General features: G+C 63.6%; 20 protein-coding genes (1 of these 20 only partly in view). 7 read left to right on the plus strand and 13 right to left on the minus strand.

What is annotated here, in order from left to right; translation table 11 throughout:
• The first annotated feature begins 198 nt into the window (after positions 1-198).
• Entirely contained in the window at positions 199-882 is a 684-nt protein-coding gene (locus WFR25_RS06075; protein WP_336969556.1) for a hypothetical protein, read from the plus strand.
• 110 nt (positions 883-992) lie between these two features.
• Positions 993-1,430 carry an acyl-CoA thioesterase gene (locus WFR25_RS06080; RefSeq protein WP_336969559.1) on the plus strand — a complete coding sequence of 146 codons (438 nt, stop codon included), beginning with the start codon at positions 993-995 and terminating at the stop codon, positions 1,428-1,430.
• A gap of 47 nt (positions 1,431-1,477) precedes the next feature.
• On the opposite strand, the gene WFR25_RS06085 is transcribed toward WFR25_RS06080, so the two are convergent.
• From WFR25_RS06085 to WFR25_RS06100, 4 genes are read right to left on the minus strand one after another with little or no spacing between them, the layout of a single operon-like run.
• Positions 1,478-2,965 (minus strand): AcvB/VirJ family lysyl-phosphatidylglycerol hydrolase, encoded by a 1,488-nt coding sequence (locus tag WFR25_RS06085; protein WP_336969562.1) that lies wholly within the window; start codon positions 2,963-2,965, stop codon positions 1,478-1,480.
• Positions 2,966-2,990: 25 nt separating this feature from the next.
• Positions 2,991-5,564, minus strand: coding sequence for a bifunctional lysylphosphatidylglycerol flippase/synthetase MprF (gene mprF, locus WFR25_RS06090; RefSeq protein ID WP_336974740.1), 2,574 nt, complete (start codon positions 5,562-5,564; stop codon positions 2,991-2,993).
• 14 nt (positions 5,565-5,578) lie between these two features.
• The gene (locus tag WFR25_RS06095; protein ID WP_336969564.1) at positions 5,579-5,977 is read right to left on the minus strand and encodes a DUF2147 domain-containing protein; all 399 of its coding nucleotides are present in this window, start codon (positions 5,975-5,977) and stop codon (positions 5,579-5,581) included.
• Between the two features lie 3 nt (positions 5,978-5,980).
• Complete coding sequence (locus WFR25_RS06100; RefSeq protein ID WP_336969567.1) at positions 5,981-6,718, minus strand: AcvB/VirJ family lysyl-phosphatidylglycerol hydrolase; 738 nt, start codon at positions 6,716-6,718, stop codon at positions 5,981-5,983.
• A gap of 287 nt (positions 6,719-7,005) precedes the next feature.
• Between WFR25_RS06100 and WFR25_RS06105 the strand changes: the two genes are divergently transcribed.
• From WFR25_RS06105 to WFR25_RS06115, 3 genes are all read left to right on the plus strand, one after another.
• Positions 7,006-10,080 (plus strand): glycoside hydrolase family 2 protein, encoded by a 3,075-nt coding sequence (locus WFR25_RS06105; RefSeq protein ID WP_336969569.1) that lies wholly within the window; start codon positions 7,006-7,008, stop codon positions 10,078-10,080.
• 73 nt (positions 10,081-10,153) lie between these two features.
• Complete coding sequence (locus WFR25_RS06110) at positions 10,154-11,011, plus strand: class I SAM-dependent methyltransferase (RefSeq protein ID WP_336969572.1); 858 nt, start codon at positions 10,154-10,156, stop codon at positions 11,009-11,011.
• An 80-nt stretch (positions 11,012-11,091) separates the two neighbouring features.
• Positions 11,092-11,367 carry an HU family DNA-binding protein gene (locus WFR25_RS06115; RefSeq protein ID WP_336969575.1) on the plus strand — a complete coding sequence of 92 codons (276 nt, stop codon included), beginning with the start codon at positions 11,092-11,094 and terminating at the stop codon, positions 11,365-11,367.
• A gap of 51 nt (positions 11,368-11,418) precedes the next feature.
• Here WFR25_RS06115 and tenA read toward each other — a convergent pair whose 3' ends face one another.
• Together tenA and WFR25_RS06125 are read right to left on the minus strand one after the other, a co-directional pair.
• A complete protein-coding gene (tenA, locus tag WFR25_RS06120) occupies positions 11,419-12,081 on the minus strand; it encodes a thiaminase II (RefSeq protein WP_336969577.1) in 663 nt (220 codons plus the stop codon).
• A 22-nt stretch (positions 12,082-12,103) separates the two neighbouring features.
• Positions 12,104-14,296, minus strand: a complete 2,193-nt coding sequence (locus tag WFR25_RS06125) for a TonB-dependent receptor (protein ID WP_336969579.1) — start codon at positions 14,294-14,296, stop codon at positions 12,104-12,106.
• Between the two features lie 335 nt (positions 14,297-14,631).
• Here WFR25_RS06125 and WFR25_RS06130 point away from each other — a divergent pair, with 335 nt between their 5' ends.
• Both WFR25_RS06130 and mobA read left to right on the plus strand, forming a co-directional pair.
• Positions 14,632-15,417, plus strand: coding sequence for a DUF2189 domain-containing protein (locus WFR25_RS06130; RefSeq protein WP_336969582.1), 786 nt, complete (start codon positions 14,632-14,634; stop codon positions 15,415-15,417).
• Between the two features lie 45 nt (positions 15,418-15,462).
• Positions 15,463-16,017 carry a molybdenum cofactor guanylyltransferase gene (gene mobA, locus WFR25_RS06135; RefSeq protein ID WP_336969584.1) on the plus strand — a complete coding sequence of 185 codons (555 nt, stop codon included), beginning with the start codon at positions 15,463-15,465 and terminating at the stop codon, positions 16,015-16,017.
• A gap of 15 nt (positions 16,018-16,032) precedes the next feature.
• On the opposite strand, the gene cobA is transcribed toward mobA, so the two are convergent.
• From cobA to WFR25_RS06170, 7 genes are all read right to left on the minus strand, one after another.
• Positions 16,033-16,821, minus strand: coding sequence for a uroporphyrinogen-III C-methyltransferase (cobA, locus tag WFR25_RS06140; RefSeq protein WP_336969586.1), 789 nt, complete (start codon positions 16,819-16,821; stop codon positions 16,033-16,035).
• The gene (locus tag WFR25_RS06145; protein WP_336969588.1) at positions 16,808-19,420 is read right to left on the minus strand and encodes a molybdopterin-dependent oxidoreductase; all 2,613 of its coding nucleotides are present in this window, start codon (positions 19,418-19,420) and stop codon (positions 16,808-16,810) included. Before WFR25_RS06145 ends, cobA begins: the two co-directional genes overlap by 14 nt.
• Positions 19,417-19,758, minus strand: a complete 342-nt coding sequence (nirD, locus tag WFR25_RS06150) for a nitrite reductase small subunit NirD (RefSeq protein WP_336969590.1) — start codon at positions 19,756-19,758, stop codon at positions 19,417-19,419. Before nirD ends, WFR25_RS06145 begins: the two co-directional genes overlap by 4 nt.
• Entirely contained in the window at positions 19,758-22,286 is a 2,529-nt protein-coding gene (gene nirB / locus WFR25_RS06155; RefSeq protein ID WP_336969593.1) for a nitrite reductase large subunit NirB, read from the minus strand. Before nirB ends, nirD begins: the two co-directional genes overlap by 1 nt.
• Positions 22,287-22,488: 202 nt before the next feature.
• Entirely contained in the window at positions 22,489-23,694 is a 1,206-nt protein-coding gene (locus WFR25_RS06160) for an alginate export family protein (protein WP_336969595.1), read from the minus strand.
• A gap of 83 nt (positions 23,695-23,777) precedes the next feature.
• Positions 23,778-25,022: a nitrate/nitrite transporter gene (locus tag WFR25_RS06165; protein ID WP_336969598.1), complete on the minus strand. Its 1,245-nt coding sequence runs from the start codon at positions 25,020-25,022 to the stop codon at positions 23,778-23,780.
• Positions 25,023-25,240: 218 nt separating this feature from the next.
• Positions 25,241-26,174, minus strand: partial view of an ABC transporter substrate-binding protein gene (locus WFR25_RS06170; protein WP_336969601.1) — the 3' portion only. The gene runs 281 nt beyond the window's last position; the window shows 934 of its 1,215 coding nt (coding positions 282-1,215); the start codon falls outside the window, past its right edge; its stop codon occupies positions 25,241-25,243.

Genomic DNA, 26,174 nt, shown 5'->3' on the forward strand with positions numbered 1-26,174 from the left:
GCGGATCGCGCTCTAGGTCATGTTCCGCGATCTGGCTTTACTGGCCTGCCGGATTGGAGTCGTCATAGCTTCAAGTCGTCACAGGGGGGCGGCTTGCCACCTTTTTCCACCCACGAGTTGTCCTGCCCCTTGTTAGTCTCTGCCCTTTCCCGCTTTCACGATATGCGCCGCAGCCCACTTGGCCGGCGGGCTTTGTCGTTGCTGCTGGCGTTGGCCATCCATGTCCTGCTGATCCTGATGCTGCTGACGCTGGCACCCGAAATCATCCAGCCAAAGAAGGAACAGCGTAATCCGGTGAGCTTCACGCTGGCGCCCTCGCCGTCACCAAAACCGGCGGCGGCAGCGAAAAAAAACGTGAAAAAGCCGCAGGCCAGCGGCGGCGCGCCCAAGGTCGTCACGCGCGAAGCGCCGCAGAAGAAGGCGGAAGATCAGCCTACGCCCGACCTGCCCTTCATCCAGTTAAGCCGAGACGATCTGGCCTCCGGCGACATCGGCAAGATGGCCAAGCGCGGCGATGGCGGCAGCGGCGCGGGGCAGGGCAAGGACAGTGGCCTTGCCTATGGACCGGGTGAAGGGCCGGGTGGCGAACAATTGTTCAACGCCGACTGGTATCGGCGACCGACCAATGCGGAACTGGCTACCTATATGCCCGCCAATGCGCCGCGCTCCGGCTATGGTCTGGTTGCGTGCCAGACGGTCGAGCGCTTTCATGTCGAAAATTGCCGTGTGCTGGGTGAGCAGCCGCTGGGATCTGGCTTTGGCCGCGCGGTGCGGCTGGCCGCCTGGCAGTTTCTGGTCAGGCCACCCAGCGTAGGCGGACGTCCGCAGGTGGGGGCATGGGTCAGGATCAAGATCGATTATACGGAAGGCGTCGCCCAATGAAGGGTCCTGCATGTGTCAAAAAGGTCGCAGACCGGTCATTTTCGCCACGGCGATTTGCATAAGCTGTCCGCAGCGGTAAGAGGCGGTCAAACCGAAGGGAATTCGCGATAATGGCCAGACCGGACGCATGGCGCCTCAGCCCCGAAGCTTATGCCTTTGTCACTACTCTCGACACCCGCTTTGCGGACCTGGACACGATGGGGCATGTCAACAATGTCGCCATCTCCGCGATGTTCGAAACGGCGCGTATCCGCTTTCACCATCATATGGGGCGACACCCGCAGGAACAGGGTGTGCGCTGGATGGTTGCGGCGGTGTCGCTCAACTATGTGGCGGAATCGCACTTTCCCTACCCCTTCGATATTCACTGCGCGATCGGCCATATCGGCACGACCAGTTGGACCATCTCGTCCGCCGCCTTTCAAAAGGGCGAGTGCGTGGCGACCTGCGACACGACGGTCGTGACTCATGGTGCGGAGGGACGTCGCCAGATTGCGGAGACGCTGCGCGAGGCGATGCAGGCGAATTTCCTCAAACAGCCGGGTTGAGGGCAGGCGTCGCGCGAGCGATGCCGAATAGCCGCTCCCCGTGCGCCTCAGGTCGAAACGATGCTGGCCAAAAGGGCGGCGTTGCGATTGAAATGATGGCCACCGGGCACTACGACATGCCGGGCGATCCCATGAGGGATAAGCGGGCAGGCGCTGTCCTTTTCCTGGGCACCCTGCACGCACCGTATGGTCATGCCCCTCAACTGGACGACCGCCGGAATGGTGGGCAGTTGTTGGTCGGAGGACAGGCCGAGCCATGAGGACAGGTGGAACTGAAAGTCCGCCGTGTCGCTAAGTCCCATGAGCGAGAGGCTGGCGATCCGCGCACGGGTTGCACTGTCCAGGGTCCCCACCATCGCAGGCAAGGTGTCGGCGCCAAAGCTGTAGCCGATCAGCAGCACGCGGGGTCGATGCCAGCGCGCGCCATAGCTGTCGATGATGTGCCGCAGGTCTGCGCCCGCGCCTTGTGGCGTCCGTGCGCTCCAGAAATAGGACAGGCTGTCGACGCCGACGACGGGAATGCCTTTTGCCGACAAGTGCGCGGCGACATCCCGGTCTATGCCGACCCAGCCGCCGTCGCCCGAATAGAGGACGGCCATGGTGTCACTCCGCCCGCCATGGCCTGTCGCGGGGACAAGGGTGATGGGAATGTCGCTCAGGTCGTCATTACTTGCGTCCCTTATGGGATCGAGCATGGGTGTCAGAGCGGCCGCCATTTGCGGCATCCAAAGGCGACGATCGGCAAAGTCATGGTTCACCGTTGGCAGCCCGATCAGGCGGGCATGGGGCACGGACGCGGCGAAGCGCTGGGCAGCCGCAAAGGGAACGACTTTGTCCTGCCCGCCCTGAAATATGACCCAGGGTATCGTGATCTGCCGGTTGGGCGCGAGCAGCCAGCCACGCGTCGGCTGGCGGAGGGGCTTTGCGGCAAAGCCGGGCGCACGGCACCACGCGCGCGCGCCAGCGATGTCGGCGCTGAAGCCCAGCGAAAACACCCCGCGATAACCGCCGTTGGGCCATTGGGCGAGTGCGCCATAGGCCAGCGTCGCGCCCGACGAATAGCCGATCAGCAGCGGCTTTGAATAGGCGTGGACGACCATCCGGTGCTGGACGTCGCGGGCAAGATCCACGAGCGCATAATTGGGATTGATGCAGCGGGCATGGCCCCGTTCCAGCGCGCGCATCAGGGCAGGCGTCGAAATTCCGGTGACCAGCACGCCGCGTTGAGACAGGTCGCGGGCGATGGCAGCCGTGCCGGCATTCCAGCCAGAGTCGCCCGACAGGAACAGCGCCGTTGCGCGCGGTTCACCAACCGGGCGATAGACGTTGACGGTGCCGATCGGGGCCAGCCGATACTGGCTTTCACGCGGGGCGCTGGCAGCGGCTGAGGTCGGGACCTGCGCCCCGGTCGCCAGCAGCAGCAGGCCGGTCAGAACAGTCGTGGCGATACGGGCGAACGGACGCATGTCGAGGAGTCCCTGTTGAAGGACTATGGTCTTGCGCTCCCGCGCCTGTCGGCGGCTTTGCGTGGACATGACAATATGGTCATGTGGTGCATTGTCATGTGCTGGCCCCACCCCCACTGGCGATCAGCGCCTGAAGGTCGATGAGCGCGCGGCCAAAGGACAGCCCCTGCGGCCCGGCGACGAAGCGCGGTTCCCATTGCGGCGAGAATTTCTCCTTATAGGCGCGCAGCCCCTCGAACCCGTAAAAGGCGTTGCCATGGTGATAGAGGAGCGCGCCGAGTTTCGACCAGAGCGGCGCCAGCCGCCGCGCCTCCAGCCCCGACAAAGGCGCTACGCCCAGGTTGAACCATGCATAGCCCTGCGCCTTGCCCCATTGCACCAGGTTGACGAACAGGAAATCCATCGTGCCATAGGGCATCACCTCTTCGTGCCGCATCAGATCGACGGACAGTTCGGATTTGTCCTGCGTCTTCCAGATATTGGCAAAGGCGATGATCGCCCCCTGCTGTCGCACCAGCGCGCAGTCGAACCGGCCAATATAGGCCGGGTCGAAGCAACCGACGCTGAATCCCTTTTCGCGTTGCCCCTTGGCCTTTAGCCAGCGCGTGGAGATGCCCCTCAGTTCGTCCATGATGGCCGGGACGTTGGCCGCCACGACAATCTCGAACGTCGCGCCATCGCGCAACGCTCGCCGTTCCGCATAGCGCAGGGGTTTGGCGTCCGGCCCTTCCAGCGTGAAGGTGGAAAGGTTGATATGCGCTTCCTCGCCATATTTGGTGATTTGCAGGCCCAGTTCTATGGCCAGCGGCAGCATGTCCGGACTGATCTGATAGAGCAGCAGGCGCCCCTGCGCGGCATCGGCCCGCTCGCGCAGGCGCCAGAGCAGGTCGCCCCATTCCTCCTGTGCGCCGACCGGATCGCCCATGACGATCCAGCTATGCCCCTTTATCTGGTACATCAGGAAGGAGCGGCGGCTGTCGGACAGCAGGAAGCGCTTGTCGCCCGTCCAGGCCAGATTGACGTCGGTGCGCGGAGCGAGGGCCATGGCCTCGACTGGGGCCGTATCGACTGTGTCGGCTTCATGCCGTATCGGCGCAGCGGGGCGGAACAGACGCAGAAATGCAAGGCCGACCAGCAGGATCGCCACGGCAAAGCTGGCCCGCAAGAAACGCGACGCGTCGCCATGCTGGGCAACGTGCCACCACAGGTCGCTTTGATAATCGACATGCTTGTAAGCGAAAAGACCGATCCAGACCGATAGGCCCAGCACCACCGCGACGGTTGCCAGCCAGCCGGGAGTGAAGGCCTCCGCCAGCAACTGGGTGCGGCGGTAAAAGGCTGGTCGGGTCCATTGCAGCATCCCGGCGATGACGAGCATCACCGTAGCTTCCTCATAGTCGAGGCCTTTGAGCAGCGAGAAAGTGGCACCCGCCAGCAGCAGAATGCGCGTCAGCCAGAAGGCGCCGTCCAGCCGACGATAAAGTCCCGCCGACAGGATCAACAGCGCCGCCCCGACAAGGCTGGCGGCCATGTGCGATGCTTCCAGAAAGGGCAGCGGCAGGACAGCATGCAGTAGCGCGATGCGTCCCGGAACGGCGGGCAGCGACCCCGATACCAGCAGCACCGCGCCGCCCAGAAATACCAGCGCCGCGATCATCACGGGGGCCAGGCCGGACGCCACGACATGCACGCCGCGCAGGGTGCGGGCGATCGGGCGGTGCCAGCGTTGCCCTTCCTGCGCGGCGATGATCGCCACCGCCAGCAGCAGCGGCGCGAGATAGTAGATCAGCCGGTAAACCAGCAGCGCGGCCACCAGTTCGGGGCGGCTGGTGTGGGGCAGGGCGACCAGCATCACCGCCTCGAACACGCCCACGCCGCCGGGGACATGGGTGATCAGCACGGCGATGATCGCCAGCGTGTAGCCGATGAAGAAGGCGGGCCATGCCTCTATCCCCAGACCCGGAACCAGCACGAACAGCGCCGCGCTGGCGGCGGCAAGGTCCAGCGCGCCGATGCCGATTTGCGCCAGCAGCGCCGGTATGGCGGGCACGGGCGCGCTCCATCCGTGCAGGCGCAGCGTTCGCCCACGGGGGCCAGCCCAGACGAGCAGCGCGGCGAGGATCAGCAGCAAAGCGATCCCCAAGGCCCGCACCATGTCGTTGGACAGCGTCATGCCGTCGATCGCCAATGCCCCGGGCCGCCATGTCAGCATCACCCCGGCCAGCGCCAGCACGCCACCCCAGAAGGTGGCACTGGCGATCCCGACGACGCGGGCGACATCGCCGACGCCCAGACCCGCCATACTATAGATGCGATAACGCGCTGATCCGCCGGTCAGCAGCGCAAAGCCCAGATTATGGCTGAGTGTGTAGCTGGTGAAGGAGGCAAGCGCGGCTGTGCGATAGGGCAGGGGCCGACCGATCGCCCGCAGCGCGAGCACGTCGTAGAGCGTCAGCACCAGATAGCTGATCGCGGCAAGCAGCGCGGCCAGCAAAAGGTCGTTTGCGCCCAGCGCATGGATGGCCACGCGGACATCGTGCAGCTTCACCTCGTGCAACAGATGATCGAGCGCAACAAAGCCCACCGCCGCGAGCAGTATCACGACCGCAACCGACAAGGCGGTGCGGGTTCGGCTGGTCAGAAGGCCTGTTTGTGCCTTCGTTCTCATGCCCGCCACGATCCTTATTGGCGTCGCCATATCTGGCTCCTGCAAATCCATCCCCCCAAAATACAGCCCGAAATCTTCAGCCGGTCGGCATCAAGCTGCTCTATGGTCGAATAATAGGTCTTGCCCATGTCCGGTACATAGACACGGCCGGACCAGTGGTTCGTCTTTGTCTCTCGATAATCCTGCAACAATTCGGTGCCCAGAAGCTTCGGCACGCCGCCCTCGCGTGCATCGGCGAGCGCCTTGCTGCTTGCCCAACTGACCCATCCGCACAGCTTATCGCTGCAGGCCCCGGTGGTCACGACCACGCTTCCACGCGGATTGATCCATTGTCCGATCGTCGGGTCCGTCGCGACGGTCGGAACCGCCGAAAACAGCATGGCGAGGGCGAAGGCAGCGGAGAGAAGGCGCATGGTTCAGCGTCCGACGCCAAGGCCGGCTTGCGCCATTGCAGATCGGATCGCGTGATAGACCGCATTGGCATCGCCATGGAGCGGATGGCCGCCGGGCAGACCGACTGTCTGCGCATTGGGCTGGTGCAGCAGGGGACAGAGGCTGCCCGTTTCCTCAACCCCGTAAACGCACAGCAACGGCACCCAATCAAGGCGGCGGGCGGTGGGCAAGGCCTCGGCCATGGCGAAGGTCAGGATTTCTGACGGCGACGCCCGATTTTCGACCGTTGCGCCGGGGACGACCAACGCCACCAGCGCGATACGCTGGCGCAGGGACGCGGGCAGCCCGGCCAGGCCGACATGCAGCATGTCCGCGCCATAGGATTGGCCGACCAACATCAGGCGCGATTGCGGATCAATCGTCAGCGCACGATGGATAGCCTCGACCAACAGCGCGGTCGCCTGTTGCGAGGTGCGGTTGACGCGGAAATAGGTCAGCGAATTGACCCCAACGACAGGTACGCCGTCATGCACAAGCCGCTGCGCCACACGCGGCCCCATTCCGACCTTGAAGCCCATGTCGCCGGACAGAAGGATGGCGACGGGGGCGTTAACGTGCGGCTGGTATTGCGCTGGGCGCAGCGTCGAAAAGGGGTCGCCGCCCAGATAGCCCAACCAGGCAAAGGTCGCCAGAATCGCCAGGAAGATGCCCGCGAACGCAATGGCTATACGTCTTGTGCTCCTTTTCCCCTTTATGGTCACGACGCTCTCCCGAATGGACGCGGCTCCTTTGGCATCCCGCGCTGGCCCTGCCGGTGTCGCCAGCATGAACTTTATGTCATGTGTCCTGGTAAGGCCAATAGGCAGGCTAGATACATGTAAGGGTGTGACGAACTTCCGAAGATCCGCATTATGATGTCATAATATGGCATTTTATCCCTTAAAATGGAACAAACTTGACAATATACTGTCATGCCGAGATATTGGCCTTACCAAAATCCTGGGCGCATGACGAAGGCGCGCCATATATTTGAGAGGATAACGACGGAATGCGCGTAATCGGACTTTCCGCCATTGCCCTTTCCATGGCGCTGGTGGCGCAGGCGCCCGTTGCCGCGCATGATGCCTCTTCCGTCGTGCCCTCCGCGCGGCGCACCTATAATTTGAATCCCGGTTGGCGGATGATGACGGGTGATCCATCTGGTGCCGAGCGTGGGGACTTCAACGATCGCCGCTGGGAAACGGTCACTCTGCCCAATGCCTTTAACGAGAAGGAGGCGTTCGCCCGCGACATCAAGGATTTGTCGACGGGCATCGTCTGGTATCGCAAGCGCTTCACACTGCCGAAGGATGCCAGCCAGCGCAAAGCGCTGCTGGAGTTTGAAGGCGTGCGTCAGGCGGCGGAAATCTGGGTGAACGGGCGCTCCGTGGCCTTGTCGGAAAATGGCGCCATGGCCTTTGGTGCCGACATCACGGCAGCGCTCGTGCCGGGTGAGAATCTGATCGCCGTCCGCGTCGACAATGACTGGAAATATAAGGAGCGGTCTTCCGGCAGCGGCTTCCAGTGGAACAACGACAATTTCAACGTAAACTATGGCGGCATCACCAAAAATGTCCGCCTGCACCTTACCGATATGGTCTATCAGACGCTGCCGCTTCAGGCCGGATTGGGGACGACGGGCCAATATATCTGGGCCGATGATTTCGACATCGCCGCCCGGACGGCGACCGTCCATGCGGAAACGCAGGTGCGCAACGACGACCGGGTCGCGCATCGCCTTGCCGTCAGGGTCGAGGTGCGCGACGTGACCGGACGCCGGGTGGCCCGCTTCGATGGGGAGGCGGCAGACATCCAGCCCGGCGAGACGCGCCTGCTGGCGACGGCCCAGCGCCTTTCCGGCCTGAATTTCTGGAGTTGGGGCTATGGCTATCTCTACACCGTCACGACCAGCCTGATCGAAAAAGGCAAGGTGCTGGACAGCGTGGATACGCGGACCGGCTTTCGGCAGACCCGCTTTGCCGATGGCATGGTGGCGTTGAATGGCCGGACGATCCAGATGCACGGCTATGCCCAGCGCACATCGAATGAATGGCCCGCAGTCGGCGTCTCGATTCCACCATGGATCAGCGATTTTTCCAACGCGCTGATGGTCGAAAGCGGTGGCAATCTGGTCCGCTGGATGCACATCACCCCGTCGAAGCAGGATGTGGAATCCGCCGATCGTGTCGGACTTCTTCAGGCGATGCCCGCCGGGGACGCGGAAAGCGATACGAGCGGGCGGCGATGGGAGCAGCGCACTGAATTGATGCGTGCGGCGATCATCTATAACCGCAATAACCCCTCGATCCTGTTCTACGAGGGCGGGAATGAGAATATCAGCGAGGCGCATATGGCCGAGTTGAAGGCCATTCGCGATCAGTTTGACCCGCATGGCGGCCGCGCCATTGGCTCGCGTGAGATGCTGGACAGCAAACTGGCCGAATATGGCGGCGAGATGCTGTATATTAACAAGAGCGCGGGCAAGCCCCTGTGGTCGATGGAATATTCGCGGGACGAGGCGGCGCGGCTCTATCAGGACGCGTTGACCCTGCCCTTTCACAAGGATGCGCCCGACTATAACCGCAATCAGGACAGTCATGCGGCGGAGGACGTTCGCCGCTGGTATGATTATTACCGCGTGCGGCCCGGCACCGGGCGACGGGTGAGTTCGGGGGGCGTTAACATCATCTTCTCCGATTCCAATACCCATTTCCGGGGCGATAATAATTACCGCCGATCCGGCGAGGTCGATGCGATGCGGCTGCCCAAGGAAGGCTTTTGGGCGCATAAGGTGATGTGGAGCGACTGGGTCGACAGCGTGACGCCCGCGACCCACATCATCGGCCACTGGACCTATGCACCGGGCACGCGAAAGGCCGTACAGGTCGTTTCCAATGGGCAAAGCGTCGAGCTGTTCCTGAATGGGAAGTCGCTTGGCAAGGGGGAGAAGAGCAGCGGCTTCCTGTTCAACTGGAAGAATGTCGCATGGGCGCCCGGTACACTGAGCGCAGTCGCCACCCATGAAGGGGGCAAGCGTTCCGACCATCGGATCGAGACGGCCGGTCCCCCGGCTGCGCTGCGCCTGATACCCCATACATCGCCGCGCGGCTTTGTCATGGACGGCGCCGATCTGGCGCTGGTGGATGTGGAAGTGGTGGACGCGGCGGGGCGGCGTGTGCCGACCGCTAACGCCATGGTTCACTTCACCCTGGAAGGACCGGCGCAGTGGCGCGGCGGGATCGCACAGGGGGACAGTTCAGGTCGGTCGCGACGCGATGCGTCCGTTGCCGCGCCAGCGTCTATCGCAGGCAAAGCACCGCCGGTTGATGGGGTAACGGCCTATGCCGGCACGGCGCGGGATGAGGATAATTATATCCTTTCGCCCAATCTGCCGGTCGAGGGCGGGATCAATCGCGTCCTGCTGCGCGCTGGCACGGCCAAGGGGAATGTTCGGCTGACCGCGAGGAGCGACGGCCTGAAAGCGGCGACGCTGACGATACCGACGCGGCTTCCCCAATCTGCATCCGGGGGCCTGTCCCCGGATTTCCCCGAGGATCATCAGCAGGGGCAACTGGTACGCGGGCCGACTCCGTCCGAACCGTCTTTCACGGTCAGCCGGACAACCATGATCCCGCGCCAGATCGTGGCCGGCTCCAACGGGACGGATGCAACGCGTTCGACCGACGACAATGAACTGTCGCGCTGGGTCAGCGACGGCAATCCGGCCAGCGCGTGGATCGAATATCGGTTCGATCGGCCCGTGACCCTGAGCGAGATCGAACTGAAGCTGGTTGGCTGGCGCTCGCGATCCTATCCGCTCCGCCTGACGCTGGATGGCCGAACGGTATGGGAGGGCGAGACGGAACGACAGCTTGGCTATACGATGCTGGGCTTTGCGCCCGCCAAGGGCCAGGTGCTGCGTATCACGCAGACGGGGACGGTCGAGGACCGCGATGCCTTTGGCAAGATCGTGGAATTGAACAATGCCCGCGCCGCCGGAGACACCGGGGCCGATGCAGTGGCACCCGGCTGGCGGCTGGGCATCGTGGAAGCCGATTTTCACGGTCCAGCGGGTTCTGACTGACGATTCACCTGCGCGCTTGATCCGTCCGATTATAAAGTCCATGTTTGAGAATGAATCGCAAATATGGACCGACATGACTGGCAACACTGCGCAGGCTTTCGACTGGAACGGCAATAGCGGCGAGCGGTGGCTCGCCAATCAGGAGCGGCTGGACCGGATGCTGGCGGCCTATGGGGACGCTGCCGTCGCGGCTGCCGCTCCCCGGCCGGGCGAGCAAGTGCTGGACATTGGTTGCGGCGCGGGGGCGACCACGCTGGATATCGCGCGTCTCGTCCGCCCTGATGGCTTTGTATTGGGCGTCGACATTTCCGGGCAGTTGATCGGCCGCGCCTGTGAATGTGCCGGGGAAGGCGCAGGCGTAGCGTTCCTGTTGGCGGACGCCAGTCGCGAGGCTTTTGCCCCGTCCCGGTTCGACCTGCTGTTCTCGCGGTTCGGGGTGATGTTCTTCGACGATCCCGTGGCGGCCTTTGCTCATCTGCGCCGCGCGCTCAAGCCGACGGGGCGGCTCGCCTTCATCTGCTGGCGCGGGGCGGCGGAGAATGATTGGACGCGGCTGCCCATGGCGGCGATCCGGGGCGTCGTGCCGCCTGCGCCTCCGACCGACCCGGAAGCGCCCGGTCCTTTCTCCTTTGGCGACAGGGACCGGGTTACGCATATCCTGACGGATGCGGGCTATGGCGACATCGCCTTTGAAGCGGTCGATCATCCGATCCTGTTCGGCCTTGGTTCCACGCGTGAGGCGGCGATCGATGATGCTGTCGATCATGCGCTTCAGGTCGGCCCGCTCGGCCGTGCGCTGACCGACCAGCCTGACGATGTGCAGGTGCGGGCCATCGCGGCGGTACGCGCCGCCTTTGCCCAAAAGGTGGAATCGGATGGTGTAAGGATCGAAGGGGCGGCATGGGTCGTTACTGCGCAGCGGGCAGAATGAAGACCATTCATCCCCCCGTGACGGGAGCGAAACTTGCCGCTAGATCGGCATAGCCTATTCAACAAGAAGGAAGACGACCCATGAACAATAGTGAACTGGCCGAAAAGATCGCAGCCGATCATGGCGTGACCAAGGCCGATGCGCGCAAGCTGGTCGATGCCGTTTTCGCCACGATCGCCGATGCCGCAGCCGCCGGGGATGAGATTTCGCTCAACGGCTTCGGCAAGTTCAAGGTGAAGGCCAGCCCCGAGCGCGAGGGCCGCAACCCGGCCACCGGCGAGGCAATGACCATCAAAGCGTCCAAGAAGCTGGGCTTTACGGCTGGTAAGGCCGTGAAGGACAAGCTGAACGGCTGATCCTGACCATGATGCCCCGTCGATCCTGACGGGGCATCAGCAGGTTGGCCCTCAGATCGGCCAACCGGCCCGCTTGTAGGCGGAATCCCAGAACATCCATTCGTAGCGCGTCGCCATGCGGAATGCCTGCGCCATTGCCGTGCGCGTCGTCGCGCTGGCATCAGCGGCGGCTTCGTCCACCAATGCGCGGACCCGGTCCGTCGCCTCGCCAAAGGCGGGCGCGGCATAGGTGTCGATCCAGCTTGCATAGGGATTGGGCGACGCGGCGCGCGGCTTGATGTCGCAGCCCACCTCCCAATAGACCCAGAAACAGGGCAGGATGCCCGCGATCAGCTCTTCATAGCTGCGCGTCGCGGCCAGACTGGCTAGATAGCTGGTATAGCCAAGGCAGACGGGCGTCGCCTCGCTGGCGTCGGCCATGCCGATCGTCACCCCGAACTGCGCGAAATAGGATTGGTGCAGGCTTTCCTCGACCTGCACCGCGACCTTGGCGCCATCGGAAAATTCCAGCCGTCCGGCCCCGCTCGGCGCCCGCGCGGCGGCGATCGCCAGCACACGCGCATATTCGGCCAGATAGAGGCTGTCCTGCATAATATAATGCTGGAAACTTTCCGAAGGCAGCGTGCCATCGGCCAGTTCGGCGAGGAAGGGATGATCGAGGATCGCCCGGCGCAGGGGCGTGACCTCTTCCCAAATGGCGTCGCAAAAGCTCATGGTTAGCTCCCTCTGTCCTGTTTCAGAAACGCCAGGCGGCGCTGGCGCCGAACTGGCGGCCGGTGTTGATGGTGAAGCTGTCGAACGGCCCATTAGGACCAAGGCCCAGCAACAGCGGCAATTGCTGCTGGCCAAAGGCGGAGATCGCCCAGCGACGGTCGAACAGATTTTGCGTCCAGATGTCGAATGTCCACGCCCCAACCGTCACCCCGATACGGGCGTCTGCCGAAACATAGCCGGGCGAATGGAGGATATTGTCGATTTCAAAGTCCACGCGCGACACATAGGCGGCGCTGATGCGCGCGTTGATCGCCGCAGGCCCGGCCTCCCCCTGCCAGCCAAGGCCGCCATTGACCGTCCAGTCGGGCGCGTTGGGCGTCCGCTTGCCGGCGAGGTCGAGGATCGCCGGTTCGCCCGGTTCGGGCGTCGGATTGGGCGTGGTGTAGCGGCCCACGCGGCTGTGCGTCCACGCCATGCCAGCATCGGCGCGGAATCCCGCACCCAGATCGGCCTCCGCCGAGGCCTCGATGCCGTGGACGTCGACCTGCGGCGCCGATAGGACGACCGAATTGCCCAGGAACACGGTGTTCTGGAAATTTTCATAATCGGTGACGAAGCCCGCCAGCGACAGGCGCACACGGCCATCGGCGAGACGCGCCTTCATGCCGGCTTCGAGCGAGCGGGTGGTTTCGGCCGGGAACACAGCTTGGAATATATCCGCCGGGCCGGGCAGCGGGTTGAAGCCGCCCGCCTTGAAGCCGACCGCGCCGGTCAGATAGGCGGTGAAATCATTCGTGGGCCGCCAGGCAAGCGAGACTTTGGGCTGCCATTTTTCAAAAGTGCGGGCGCGCTGCGCCACCACGCCGCCGCTGGTGGTGCCTACCGTATCTTCCTTGCGCCGGTCGCGGTCATAGCGCAGCGCCAGTGTCGCTTCGACTGTAGGTGCGATATCATAGCTGGCCTGCGCGAAAGCGCCGATCTGGTTCGATCGGGTTTCGGCCAGTAACGCTTCGGCCCCAAACAGCAGTGGTCCGAAATCGTCCGTGCGATCGCGCTCCAGCCGCTGGAAAAACAGGCCTGCATGCCAGCGCAGCGGGCCGTCGTCGCGCGAGGTCAGTCGCACTTCGCTGGTCCAGGCACGAATGTCGATTGGCTGGGAGATGGGCTGGATGCCGTTGGGGAAGGCAGGCACGCCAAAGAAGGTCAGCGGCTTATCGTTGCGGAAGTCGAGTTCCTCGACGAAATCCTTGTGATAATCGTCATAGCCGCCGGTCCAGGTCAGGCGCAGATCATCGCCCAATTCCTGTTCCAGCGTGGCCTGTGCCCCCCACCATTCGCGCGAGGCCCGCCCCTCGAAATCGCCGAAGGGGTTGGTGAGCGCCTTGCCCGACAGCCGTCCGCCATACAGGCTGGTGATGTTGCCCGAGGAGATATAGGCTGCGCCGCCTTCTTCATTGGCCCAGCCCAGCCGCAATTTGAGCGTGCTGGTTTCGGACAAGACCACCCGCGCCTTCAGCCGCAGGTTCCGGCTGATGCTGCCGTCGACTTTCTTGTCGAGGAAGCTGTTGCGGATGAATCCATCGCTGTTCCGATAGGAGCCTGCCAGCCGCAACTGCACCTGATCGGACACCGGCGCGTTGATGACGCCATCAGCGGTCCAGGTCATGCCGTTGCCAATGCCCATCGCGGCTTCGCCACCCCATTCCCCGGTCGGGTCATTGGTGGTCATGTTAACCGCGCCGCCAGAGGCGGAGCGTCCGAATAAGGCGCCCTGCGGTCCCTTCAATATCTCCACCCGCGCCAGATCATAAGGCCGCAGCGTGAAAAGTTCGGAATCGGGCAGCGCCAGCCCATCAACGATATAGGCGATGGAGGGGGACTGGCTGCGGTTGGTGGACACGCCGCGCACCGAAATCAGGTTGGTGCCCGGATCCTGATCGTGGATCATGAAAATGCCGGGTGTCGCCGCGATGAAATCGTCGATCGTTTTCAGCCTGCGCGTGACGATGTCCGCCTGCGTGAAGACCGCAATGGTGTCGGGCACCGCAATCTCCGCTTCCGCGCGGCCCCGCGCGGTGACGATGATCTCACCGCTCGCACCCCTCTTGCCGGGCACTTCGCCCGCATGGGCCATGGTCGAACCAAGGCAAGCAAGGCCGATGGTAAGGCCAAGGCGAACTGCTGTCGAACGGGTAAGCAGGATGGTGGCGTGCATATATCCCTATTCCTCCACCGGTATGAGCCGGATCAGGTTCGCGGGTTTGCGGGCTTGAGCGCCGGATGCGCCCTGACCTGCCTCTCAGCCCCGGCAACGCCGGGACACCCCGTGGGTTGAAGATGCCCGCCGCCTAGACAGCGTATCGTCTTGCGTCAAACGGCACGTTGCGACGGTCTTGCCCTGGCCCGGGACGGTCTGTCGCAACGGTACTGGTCTAGGCCATCAGAAAGGGGTAACATCAGGGCATCGGATACGGCGCGCATGGTGACGCCGGCCTTTGTTTCGCAGTCTGACTGATCGCAGCCCGAGACTGCCTGGATGGGAGAGTCGTAATGATTTCCGCCTCGTCGCATGTTTCTCAGAACCTGTCCGTCAAACTTCGCACGATCGGGGTTTCCGATCTTCACTGGGCGTTGCGAGAAGGGTGGCGGGATTTCCTCGATCTGCGCGGCGACATCATTTTCGCTGGCATCATCTATCCCGTCGTTGCGCTTGTTGCCGCCTACTATGCGCTCAATCAAAATCTGGTGCCTCTGGTCTTCCCGCTGGCGGCCGGATTTTCGTTGATGGGTCCATTGCTCGCGATCGGCTTTTACGAACTCGCGCGCAGGCGCGAAAAAGGGCTGGATGTGGGCTGGAGTCACTTCCTAGATCCTTTGCGTGGCCCTTCACGATGGCAGATTTTGGGGCTGGCTGCGGGGATCACGCTTCTGGCCGTCGGCTGGATGGCGGTCGCGGGGGCCATTTACGATCATACGCTGGGCCTTCTGAGGCCGGTTGGCACTGCTGAATTCGTGACGCAGATGTTCACGACGCCGGAAGGGTGGCGTATGATCATTTTCGGCAATCTGGCGGGCCTTGGCTTTGCCATCGTTACCCTCATGGTTGCGGTGGTGTCCTTCCCGATGCTGGTCGACCGGCAGGTCCATGCCAGTGACGCAGTCGAGACTTCGTTTCGAGCAACGCTGAAAAACCCGCTCGTGATCGCGCGCTGGGGCGTGTATGTCGCGGTCATATTGGCGATTGCCTGCATTCCTGCCTTTTTGGGCCTTGCCATCGCGTTGCCTGTGCTTGGCTATGCTAGCTGGCATCTCTATACGCGGATCGTCGAGCGCTAAGGACACCCGCCCTGTGCGCTGCATTTCGCGCACAGGGACATATAGATGAGCAGATTCCTCGGTGCGGTTCTGGCGGGTGGGCGATCCACCCGTTTCGGCAGTGACAAGGCGGAAGCTGTGCTGGAGGGGCGTCGGCTTCTTGACCACGCCATTCACGCACTTGGCCAGCATGTCGATGAAGTGGTCCTATGCGGTCGGACGGTCGAAGGCATGGTCTGCCTGCCCGACCGGCCCGCGCCGGATCTTGGACCATTGGGTGGCATCAATGCGTCGCTTCGCCATGCACGCGAGCATGGTTTCAGCGCGGTCATCACGACCGGATGTGACATGCCCAACTTCCCCAAAGAACTGTTCGATGCGCTGGTTGGACAGGGGCCTGCTGTGCTGGAAGGGCAACATCTTGCGGGTTTCTGGCCCAGCCTGTTGGCGGACAGGCTGGATCAGCATCTGACACAAGCCAGTAACCGATCGCTGTTTGCCTGGTTCGAGCAGATTTCTCCCCGCTTCGTGACGGTGCCCGATCTGGTCATGCCCAACATCAATCGCGTCGGCGACCTTGAAGTGCTGGCCAAGGAGCGGCGGGGTCATGCCCAGGAATGAAGGACGGTATGACGCTCAAAGGAGCGCCACATGATCGTCCGCCACCGCGCGACCCATGGCAGGCGTCATGGCGGCTACGGCCTCGCCGATCAGCAGCAGGGTCGGGTCATCGTCGCTGATCGTCGCGACCAGAAAGCCCAGCGTTGAAAGCCTGCCGCGAAGGAGCCGTTCGGTCGGCAGCGATACATTGACCGCAACCATGACCGGCGTATCGGGATGACGCCCGGCGGCGATCAGCGAGCGGGCAATTTCCCCCGCCGCCGCTCGGCCCATGTAAATGCCCAGCGTACCCTGAGGGCGCGCCAGCGCTTCCCAGTCGAGCTTGAGCGGTTCGCCAGCGCGCAGATGAGCGGTAACGAGCGTCAGGCCGCGCGCCACGCCGCGCAGGGTGAGCGAGGCAAGGCCGCTGGCCGCCGCCGCGCTGGCGGTGGTGATGCCGGGGCAGATGCGAATGGCGATGCCCGCCTCGGCCAGATGCTCCATTTCCTCGGCGGAGCGGCCGAAAATCGATGGATCGCCGCCCTTCAGCCGGACGACGCGCTTGCCCGCGCGCGCTGCCGCCAGCAGCAGATCGTTTATGCTGCCCTGCTGCTTGGAATGACGGCCCGAACGCTTGCCGACGCCCACCCGCTCGATGCCCTCAGGGATCAGGTCGAGCACGCCGGGGCCAACCAGTGCGTCGTAGAAGACGATCTCCGCCGCCGCGATCAGCTTTTCGGCCTTGCGGGTCAGCAGGTCCGGGTCGCCCGGTCCCGCGCCGACCAGCCAGACCTGTCCGGGGGCGATGAGATCATTCGGCTGCATGGAGCGTCTCCTGCGTGGCTTGGGCGAGGATATTGGCGAGGGCGGGGCGGCATGACCCGCAATTGGTGCCGGCGCCGAGCGCCTGGCCGATGGCGGGCACGTCGACCAGTTGCTGCTCGCGGATGGCCGCAACGATGGTGTTGAGGCCGATGTCGAAGCACACGCAGATGATCGCGCCGCGATCCACCTGCTTGCCCGGCCCGCGGGCGGCCAGCACCGATGCGCCGACCTCTGGCGCTGCCAACTGCTCGATGAGCCAGTCGCGGGAGGGCAGGAGGCCGCTGCGCGTCACGATCAACACTGCCGCCAGTCTGCCATCGGCGATGATCGCAATACGGCGGGTGCCGCGGGTGGCATCGATCGCCTCGACCTGTTCTCCCTTGGGCAAACAGGCTTCCAGCCGCGCGGGGTCGCCATTGCCGGCAATCTCGTAAAGCGCGCCGCCCGGCACGGTGATCCGCGTGGTCCACAGGCAGGGCACCCGGATCGGGTCCAGTCCCCGCATGATCAGGAAGCCTTTCCACTCGGTCGCGACTTTCTCAAGCCCGGCGGGGGTCGCCTTGAAACCGGGCTGGCCCGAGTGCGGATCGACCAGCGGGCGCGGCAACAGGCCGGTGCGTCCACCGCTCGATTGCTGGTCGGTCCAGTGGATCGGCGTGAAGATTTCGCCGGGGCGCTGCCCGTCGCTGATGCGCGCGCGGAACAGGCTGTTGCCCTGCGGCGTCGAGACGCGGGCCAGATCACCATCGGCAATGCCGAGTCTCCGTGCGTCGTCCGCATGAACCTCGACCAGCGGTTCCTCGCGGTGGCGGGCGAGTTTGGCGGACAGGCCGGTGCGGGTCATCGTGTGCCACTGATCGCGATAACGGCCCGTGTTAAGCGTCATCGGCCAGTCGCGCAGCGGCGCCTGCACGTCCGACTGCTTGACTGGCACCAACCGCGCCTTGCCCTCGGTGGTCGGGAAACGGCCGTCGGCGAAGGGCATGTCGCCCCAGCGAAACGGCTCCATCGCCTCATAGGCGTCGTTGCCGATCGTCGCATGATCGCGCAGGTTCAACAGGCGCGCGCCGTCATTCTGATAGGCGGTCAGGCGCGCATGTTCGCGCCATATGTCGGCGGGGCGATCATAGGCGAAGGCGTTGCGCCAGCCCATGCGGCGCGCGACCTCGGTAATGATCCACCAGTCGGGCTTCACCTCGCCCGGCAGCGGAAGCAGCGCGCGCTGGCGGCTGACGGTGCGATCGCTGTTGGTGACGGTGCCGTCCTTTTCACCCCAGCCGGCGGCGGGCAGCAGGACATCGGCATGCACGCTGGTATCGGTCTGCGCCATCATGTCCGACACCACGACGAAGGGGCAGGCTTCCAGCGCTTCGCGCACGCGGCCTGCATCGGGGAGCGAGACGGCGGGATTGGTCGCCATCACCCACAGCGCCTTGATCCGGCCTTCGCCGATGGCGCGGAACAGGTCGACGGCTTTGAGGCCCGGCTTGGTCGCCATCGACGGCGCGGCCCAGAAGCGCCCGACGCGCGCCACATTGTCCGGGGCAAAATCCATATGCGCAGCGAGGGTGGAGGCAAGGCCGCCGACCTCTCGCCCGCCCATGGCATTGGGCTGGCCGGTGATGGAAAAGGGCGCGGCGCCCGGCTTGCCGATGCGGCCGGTGGCGAGGTGGACGTTGATGATCGCGTTCACCTGATCGGTGCCGCGCAGCGACTGGTTGATGCCCTGGCTGAACATGGTGACGGTGCGGGGGGTGGCGGTGAACAATTCGAAAAACTGCTGGAGCAGGGCAGGGGAGACATCGCATGTTTTGGCCGTCGACCAGAGGTCATGGCCGGTCTGGATCGCGTCCCAAAAGCCATCTGGCACGGAGACGCTGTTGTTCAGATAGTCGGCATCGAGCGCCCCGGCCTGCGCGACCCATGCCAGCAGGCCGTTCATCAGCGCAACGTCGGTGCCCGGCTTCAGCGGCAGATGCAGGTCCGCGCCTTCGCAGGTTTCGGTCCGGCGCGGGTCGATGACGACCAGCTTCGTGCCGCGCGCGGCGCGGGCAGCCTGAATACGTTGATAGACGATCGGGTGGCACCAGGCGGTGTTGGAGCCGACCAGAACGATGAGGTCCGCTTCATCCAGATCCTCATAGCGGGCGGGCACCACATCCTCGCCAAAGGCACGGATATGGCCCGCGACCGCGCTCGACATGCAAAGACGTGAATTGGTGTCGATATTGCCCGAACCGATGAAGCCCTTCATCAGCTTGTTGGCGACATAATAATCTTCGGTCAGCAACTGGCCGGAGACATAGAAGGCGACGCTGTCAGGACCATGACGTTCGATCGTTTCACGGAAGCGTTTCGCCACAAGGTCCAGCGCCTTGTCCCAGCTCGCCTGCCGCTTGCCGATCATGGGGTGGAGCAATCGCCCCTCCAGCCCGACCGTCTCGCCCAGATGCGTGCCCTTGGAACAAAGCCGCCCGCCATTGGCCGGATGCGCTTCGTCCCCCTTGATCGTCACTGCACGATCACTTGTCGGGATCGCCGCGATGCCGCAGCCGACACCGCAATAGGCGCAGGTGGTGCGGATTGCCGCTCCGTTCACGCTGCCAGTTGTCCCATGACGGCAGAGCGCAGCAGGAAGATACGCCCGGCGTCGATCTTGAGCGGGATCACGGGCACGCACCCCTTGTCCTCACCCAGCGCCTCGCCGGTTTTCAGCGAGATGTTCCAGTTATGCAGCGGGCAGGTGACGACGCCACCATGGACGATGCCCTGCGACAAAGGGCCATGTTTATGCGGGCAGCGATTGACCAGCGCATGGAATTCGCCCCCCAGCGTGCGAAAGATTGCGATCTCCTCTCCCCCGCGCACGGGCAGGGTACGGGCGTTGCCGGGGGTGATCTGATTCACCGAACCGATGTCGAGCCAGTCTCCGATCATTATACGGTCTCCATCGGGCGCACTTCAGCGATATGTTGATGCAGTTCGGCATGTTCGCCGGCGGCGCGTTCGGCCCAGGGATCATCCTGGCTGAAGCTCTGCGAATAAAGGAAGCGCGCGCGCAGTGCCTCGCGGCCAACATCGTCCTCGACGATCCGCGCCTTCACATAGTCGACGCCGACCCGCTCGATCCACGGCGCTGTGCGTTCCAGATAGCGCGCTTCCTCGCGATAAAGCTGGGTGAAGGCGGCGCAATAATCGAGCGCTTCCTGCTCGGTCGCCACCTTGCACAGCAGATCGGTGACGCGGACATGGATGCCGCCATTGCCGCCGACATGCAGTTCATAGCCGGAGTCCACGCAGACGACGCCGAAATCCTTGATCGTCGCTTCCGCGCAATTGCGTGGGCAGCCCGACACCGCGATCTTGAACTTGTGCGGCATCCACGACCCCCAGGTCATCCGCTCCGTCTTGACGCCAAGGCCAGTCGAATCCTGGGTGCCAAAGCGGCACCATTCCGACCCCACACAGGTCTTCACCGTGCGCAGCGACTTGCCATAAGCGTGGCCGGACACCATGCCCGCAGCGTTCAGGTCAGCCCAGACGGCGGGCAGGTCTTCCTTCTTGATGCCGAAAATGTCGAGCCGCTGGCCACCCGTCACCTTCACCATCGGCGCGTCATATTTCTCGACCACATCGGCGATGGCACGCAACTCGCGCGGGTTGGTGAGACCCCCCCACATGCGCGGCACGACCGAATAGGTGCCGTCCTTCTGGATATTGGCGTGCATCCGTTCATTGACGAAGCGGCTCTGCTGATCGTCGACATATTCGCCGGGCAGCGCGCAGAGGAGGTAATAGTTGAGCGCGGGGCGGCAGGAGGAACAGCCATCGGGCGTCGCCCAGTGCAGCTTCTGCATGACTTCGGGAATCGAGGTCATGCCCTGCGCGACGATTTCGCGCCGCACATCGTCATGGCCGAAGCTGGTGCATTTGCACATCGTCTTTGGCCCGGACTGCACATCCTCGCCCAGCGTCAGTGCGAGGATCGTCTCAACGAGGCCAGTGCACGAACCGCAACTCGCCGATGCCTTGCAGGTTCCACGCACTGCGTCGAGGCTGCATGCACCCTTTTCGATGCAGGCGACGACCTGGCCCTTGCTGACGCCGTTGCAGCCGCAAATCTCGGCATCGTCCGAGAGCGCCGCAACGGCCGCCTTAGGGTCCAGTGCGCCCCCTCCAGAGGCGAAGGACTGGCCGAAGATCAGGAAGTCGCGAATGTCGGCGACATTTTCCTGCCGTTTCAGCAGGTCGAAATACCAGCCCCCGTCCGCCGTGTCGCCATAGAGGACCGCGCCGATGACCCGGTCGTCCTTGACCACCACGCGCTTATATACGCCGCGCGAAGCGTCGCGCAGGACGATGTCCTCGCAGCCTTCGCCGCCCGAAAAGTCGCCTGCGGAAAAAACATCCAGCCCCGCGACCTTGAGCTTGGTCGACGTGACCGAGCCTTTATAGCCGCTATGCTGATCCGTCAGACCATCGGCCAAGCTGCGACACATGTCCCACAAAGGCGCGACCAGCCCATAGACATTGCCCTCATGCTCGACACATTCGCCGACCGCCAGCACCGCCGGGTCGCTGGTGACCATATGGTCATCGACCTTGATGCCGCGTCCGATGTCCAGCCCCGCCTCACGCGCCAGCGCGACCGAGGGGCGGATGCCGACGGCCATCACGACCAGAGTGGCGGGGATGAGCGTCCCATCCTTCAGGCGAACACCCTCGACCTTGCCTTGCCCAAAGATTTCCGCCGTGTCGGCGCCGGTCAATATGGTCTGGCCCCGGTCTTCCAGCGCGGTCTTGAGCAGCCAGCCTGCCGCTTCGTCCAGTTGCCGTTCCATCAGGGTCGGCATGATGTGCAGGATCGTGACCTTCATGCCGCGCAGGGTCAGGCCATGCGCGGCCTCCAGCCCCAGCAGGCCGCCGCCGATCACCACGGCCCGTCCCTGTTCTCCGTCCGGGGCGCCCGCGTCGGCCGCCGCCAGCATGGTGTCGACATCCCTCATGTCGCGGAAGCTGATGACGCCGGGCAGATCCTTGCCCGGTACCGGGATGATGAACGGGTCGGAGCCGGTGGCGATCAGCAGCCGGTCGTAGGAAACAGTGCGGCCTGATTCGCTGCGCACCGTCTTTGCCGTCCGGTCGATTGCCGTTATCGGGTCGGCGACGATCAGTTCGATGCCATTATCATCATACCATTGCTGGTTGTTGATGATGATGTCCTCGAACGTCTTTTCACCCGCAAGGACGGGGGAGAGCATGATCCGATTATAGTTCACATGCGGCTCTGCGCCGAAGATGGTGACGCGATAGCGCGCTCCGTCCCGTGCCAGCAATTCCTCGACTGCGCGGCAACCGGCCATGCCGTTGCCGACGACCACCAGATGTTCCCGCACATCGTCCGACGGCACGAAGAGATCCTCTTCATTCCCTGTCGAGACATCGTCTCTTGTCTGAAATTCCATCCCCGTCACTCCAGAAAACAAAAAAGCCGCCATCCTGACCCCGGGTTTTGAAACCGGAGTCAGGATGGCGGCTTTGCCATCATTTGCGCCTCATCGACCCGTCAGTGGATCTATTCGGCTATGAATAGGGGCAACTTTGCCCGTTGCATTGCAGCATATCGGGAATCGCCTGACGCCTCAAGCGATTCCTTGCGCCTTCCGCTCAATAGGCCCAGTCGAGTTGAAGCCATAGTTTTTCCGTATCCGTCGCAAGGGCCTTGGCGTCATAATGGGCGTAGCGGATGGATAGGGCCGTCTTCTTCACCTTCGCGGATGCGAGAAGATTGATCTCATTGCCATAATGCTGGTCCAGCCGGTCGCTGTCGAACCGGTGCCAGGTCGCTTGCAGAGCCACGCCAGACAGCGGCCCAAGCTGTTTCCAGCCATAGCCGCCACCAAAATAAAGGTCGCGCACGCCGTTGGCGGGCGTCGTCAGAAACTTGTCGGCCCAGCCCTGAAATTTGAAATTGGTGCCGAGCGGTGTCTGGAAGCTGGTGAGGGGCAGGCCATTGCTGGCGCCCAGCACCTCATAACCCGCATTGAGCTTCCAGCCCTTCACGTCCAGCGTCGCGTCGGCCAGCCAATAATGTGCCGCATAGTCGTTCGGATTGGCGTGATAGTCCGACTGCCGCGCATAGCTGAGTTGGTAGCTGACCTTTGCCACTTTCGACAAAGCCCGACTTCCAGCCAGTCGGGCGCCATAGGTCTGGCTGGACAGGCGAAAGCCTTGCACCGCTGCTTCATCCTGATCGACCAGATAGGTAAAGCCGGTGAGCGTGCCGATCGGCGTGGCATAGGACAGATTGGCAAGGATATTATTGCCACTCACCGCCTGCTGCCGCGCACCCGTGCCGTCGATGCCCCAGATGGAGCGGGCTTCCCAAGCATAGGCGACGTCCAGCTTCAGCCCCTTGGCCGGGGTCAATTCCATCCGCACCGCGTCGAAGGTCTGGGCATTGTCGCGAAAGGCCACATTACCGATGAACCGCTCGTCATCCAGCGCGATCTTCTGCCGCCCGGCGGTCAGCGCGAGGGCTTTGCTCTTATATTGAAGCTGCGCGATATAGAGCGCGACATTTTGCGGATCGGCGACGATCGGTCGGGTCGCGGTTCCATTCAGGCCGTCATAATAGCGATCGATGACCGCCAGCGTGCCCTGTCCCACGACCGTAGCGCTCAAAGCGCCACTCGTCGCCTGAACCCCGGCGCGGGCGCGGATGGTGAGCGCATCCGCCTCTTTCGTCAGGCCATCCTGATCGACATGCTCGTAGCGTAGTCGCCCCTCGGCGACGGGTTTGAGGGTCAGGTTCTGGGCGCAAGCGGGCCCTGCGACGGCCAGTGCGACCGCCGATGCAAAAAGATATTTCATGGGAAATCGTCCCCCCTCGGACGAAAAGGCGTGATGCCGAACATGGGGCGGCAGCCTGATCGTGGGCCGCCGCCTCTCCAATATTAGATGCGAGCAGCCGTGCTCCAGGTCGTGCGCCACCGCGTCTTGACGACCACCATGCCCAGCAGGGCCAGTACCGAGAGGCCCGCGAAGATCAGGAAGCCCGCCGAGAAGCTGCCGGTCAACTGCTTGGCGATGCCCAGCGACGAGGCGAGATAGAAGCCGCCAATGCCGCCCGCCATCCCGACCAAGCCGGTCATGACGCCGATTTCCGCCTGAAACCGCTGCGGCACGAGCTGGAACACCGACCCGTTGCCAGTACCCAGCGCCAGCATGGCGAGGACGAAGAGACCCAGCGCACCGGTCAGCGTCGTTGCAAAGGCAACCCCCGCCAGCGCCAGCGCCGCCACGATATAGACCATCATCAGCGCCTTGATCCCGCCAATCTTGTCAGCCAGCGCGCCACCCATCGGCCGAACCAGCGATCCGGCAAAAACGCAACCCGCGGTGCAGTAGCCAGCGATGATCGGCGTCAGTCCGAACTGGTCGGTGAAGTAGATGGGCAAGCTGGCGGCAAGGCCAACGAAACCGCCGAATGTGACCGCATAGAAGGCCATCAGCCACCATGCATCGGCCTGCTTGAGCGGCTGGAAATAGTCGATCAGCTTCTTGGGTGCGGGCGCGTTGGGCGCGTCCTTGGCCATCAGCATATAGGCGACGAACACGATCGAGAGCGGGATGCAGGCAAGACCCAGCACCGCGTTCCAGCCGAAAGCCTTGGCCAGCATCGGCGCGAAGAGGGAGGCAAGGACGGTGCCCGAATTGCCCATGCCCGCAAGGCCCATCGCCTTGCCCTGATGTTCTGGCGGATACCAGCGGCTGGCGAGCGGCAGCGCGATCGCGAAGCTGGCGCCCGCAAAGCCCAGGATGACGCCCAGCGCCAGCGTACCGCCAAAGCTGTTGACGCCCATCAGCCAGGCCGTGAACAGCCCCAGTATGACGATGATCTGGCTGATCGCGCCCGACCGCTTCGGCCCGATGCGATCGACCAACAAACCGTTGACGACGCGGAGCAGCGCTCCCGCCAAAGTCGGCGTGGCGACCATCAGTCCCTTTTCGGCGGGCGTCAGCGCCAGCGTCACGGCAATGGACGGCGCCAGCGGCCCGAGCAGCACCCACACCATGAAGGCGAGGTCGAAATAGAGGAAAGCGGCGATCAAGGTCGGCGTGTGGCCGGCCTTCCAGAAGCTGGTCGCGGGGGCCGCCTGTGCGGCCTCTCCTTCACGATCCCAATATGCAGTAGCCATGTGACGTCCCCCAATAAACGGAAATGGACACGAAAAAAAAGCCGCAGGCCGGACGTTACCCAAATGGTAAATCCGGTCAGCGGCTTTGCTGCGTAACTATGTGAGAGGGCGCGATCCCGGCGTTGGGAGAGCCCATCCTGTAAGCGCGCACCATCGTGCGACGCCTATATCATCTCGCGATTCGCTTTATGTTGCAAGGCACAAAATTAGGCCGCTTTTCAACGCGGCGGATTGAAACCTGTCAGATAATCCTCGATTCGTTCGGGATCGAATATGCGACCGTCGAAGAAGCGATCCGGTCCCAGCGTCAGCTCACCGCGTCGCGATCCCACCGCCAAGGGCAGGTTTACCGCCCCTTCCAGCTTCATGCTGGCGCCCGGCATCGGCACATTGCTATCGGCCAGCGCGCGACGGAAGATGTCGGGCCGGAACACGGCGGCCGCCTTCGCAGCCTGCTCAGGGCTGTGCTCGACCATGCCCCAGCGGACCATCTGCGAATAGATCCACAGCGCCTGGCTGCGCCACGGGAAGGGTGTTGCCTCCCGCGCGAATAGCATGAAATCGGGCGTCGCCAGCGGTGCCTCCCCCATGCGCGCGACGATCGTTCCCGACAAGGCGCGCAATATGAGGTCGGCGGGCTGATCGACATAGAGTGGGCCAGAAAGGAGGTGGGCGAGTTCCTGCCCATGCGCGGGATCGTCGCACCAGGCCGCCGCCCGGACCAGCGCGCGCAGCAGCCGGTCGACGCTATCGGGATTTTCCTCCAGCCAGCTCTCGCGGAAGGCCAGAACCTTCTCGACCCCACGCCGCCAGATGCGCTCGCCGATCGCCACCGTTTCGGCCAGCCCCGCTTCGACAGCGGCACTGCCCCAGGGTTCGCCCGCGATAAACCCGTCAATCTCACCCGCCTGCATCGCCTCGACCGTCAGCGAGGGAGGCACGACCCGCAGCACCACGTCGCGGTCCGGGTCGACGCCCGCACTTGCCAGCCAATAACGTAGCATGATGGCATGGCTGGAAAAGCGATGGACCACGCCGATCATGGGTTTGCGCCGCCACAGGCCGATGGCGGCGGCGAAATCATGCGCGGTGCCGAGTGGATCGGCGAGGCGGCTCGCCACATTGGGTTCCAGCGCCTTGGCGAAGTCGGTC

It is taken from the genome of Sphingobium aromaticiconvertens (genome assembly GCF_037154075.1).
GTDB lineage: Bacteria > Pseudomonadota > Alphaproteobacteria > Sphingomonadales > Sphingomonadaceae > Sphingobium > Sphingobium aromaticiconvertens.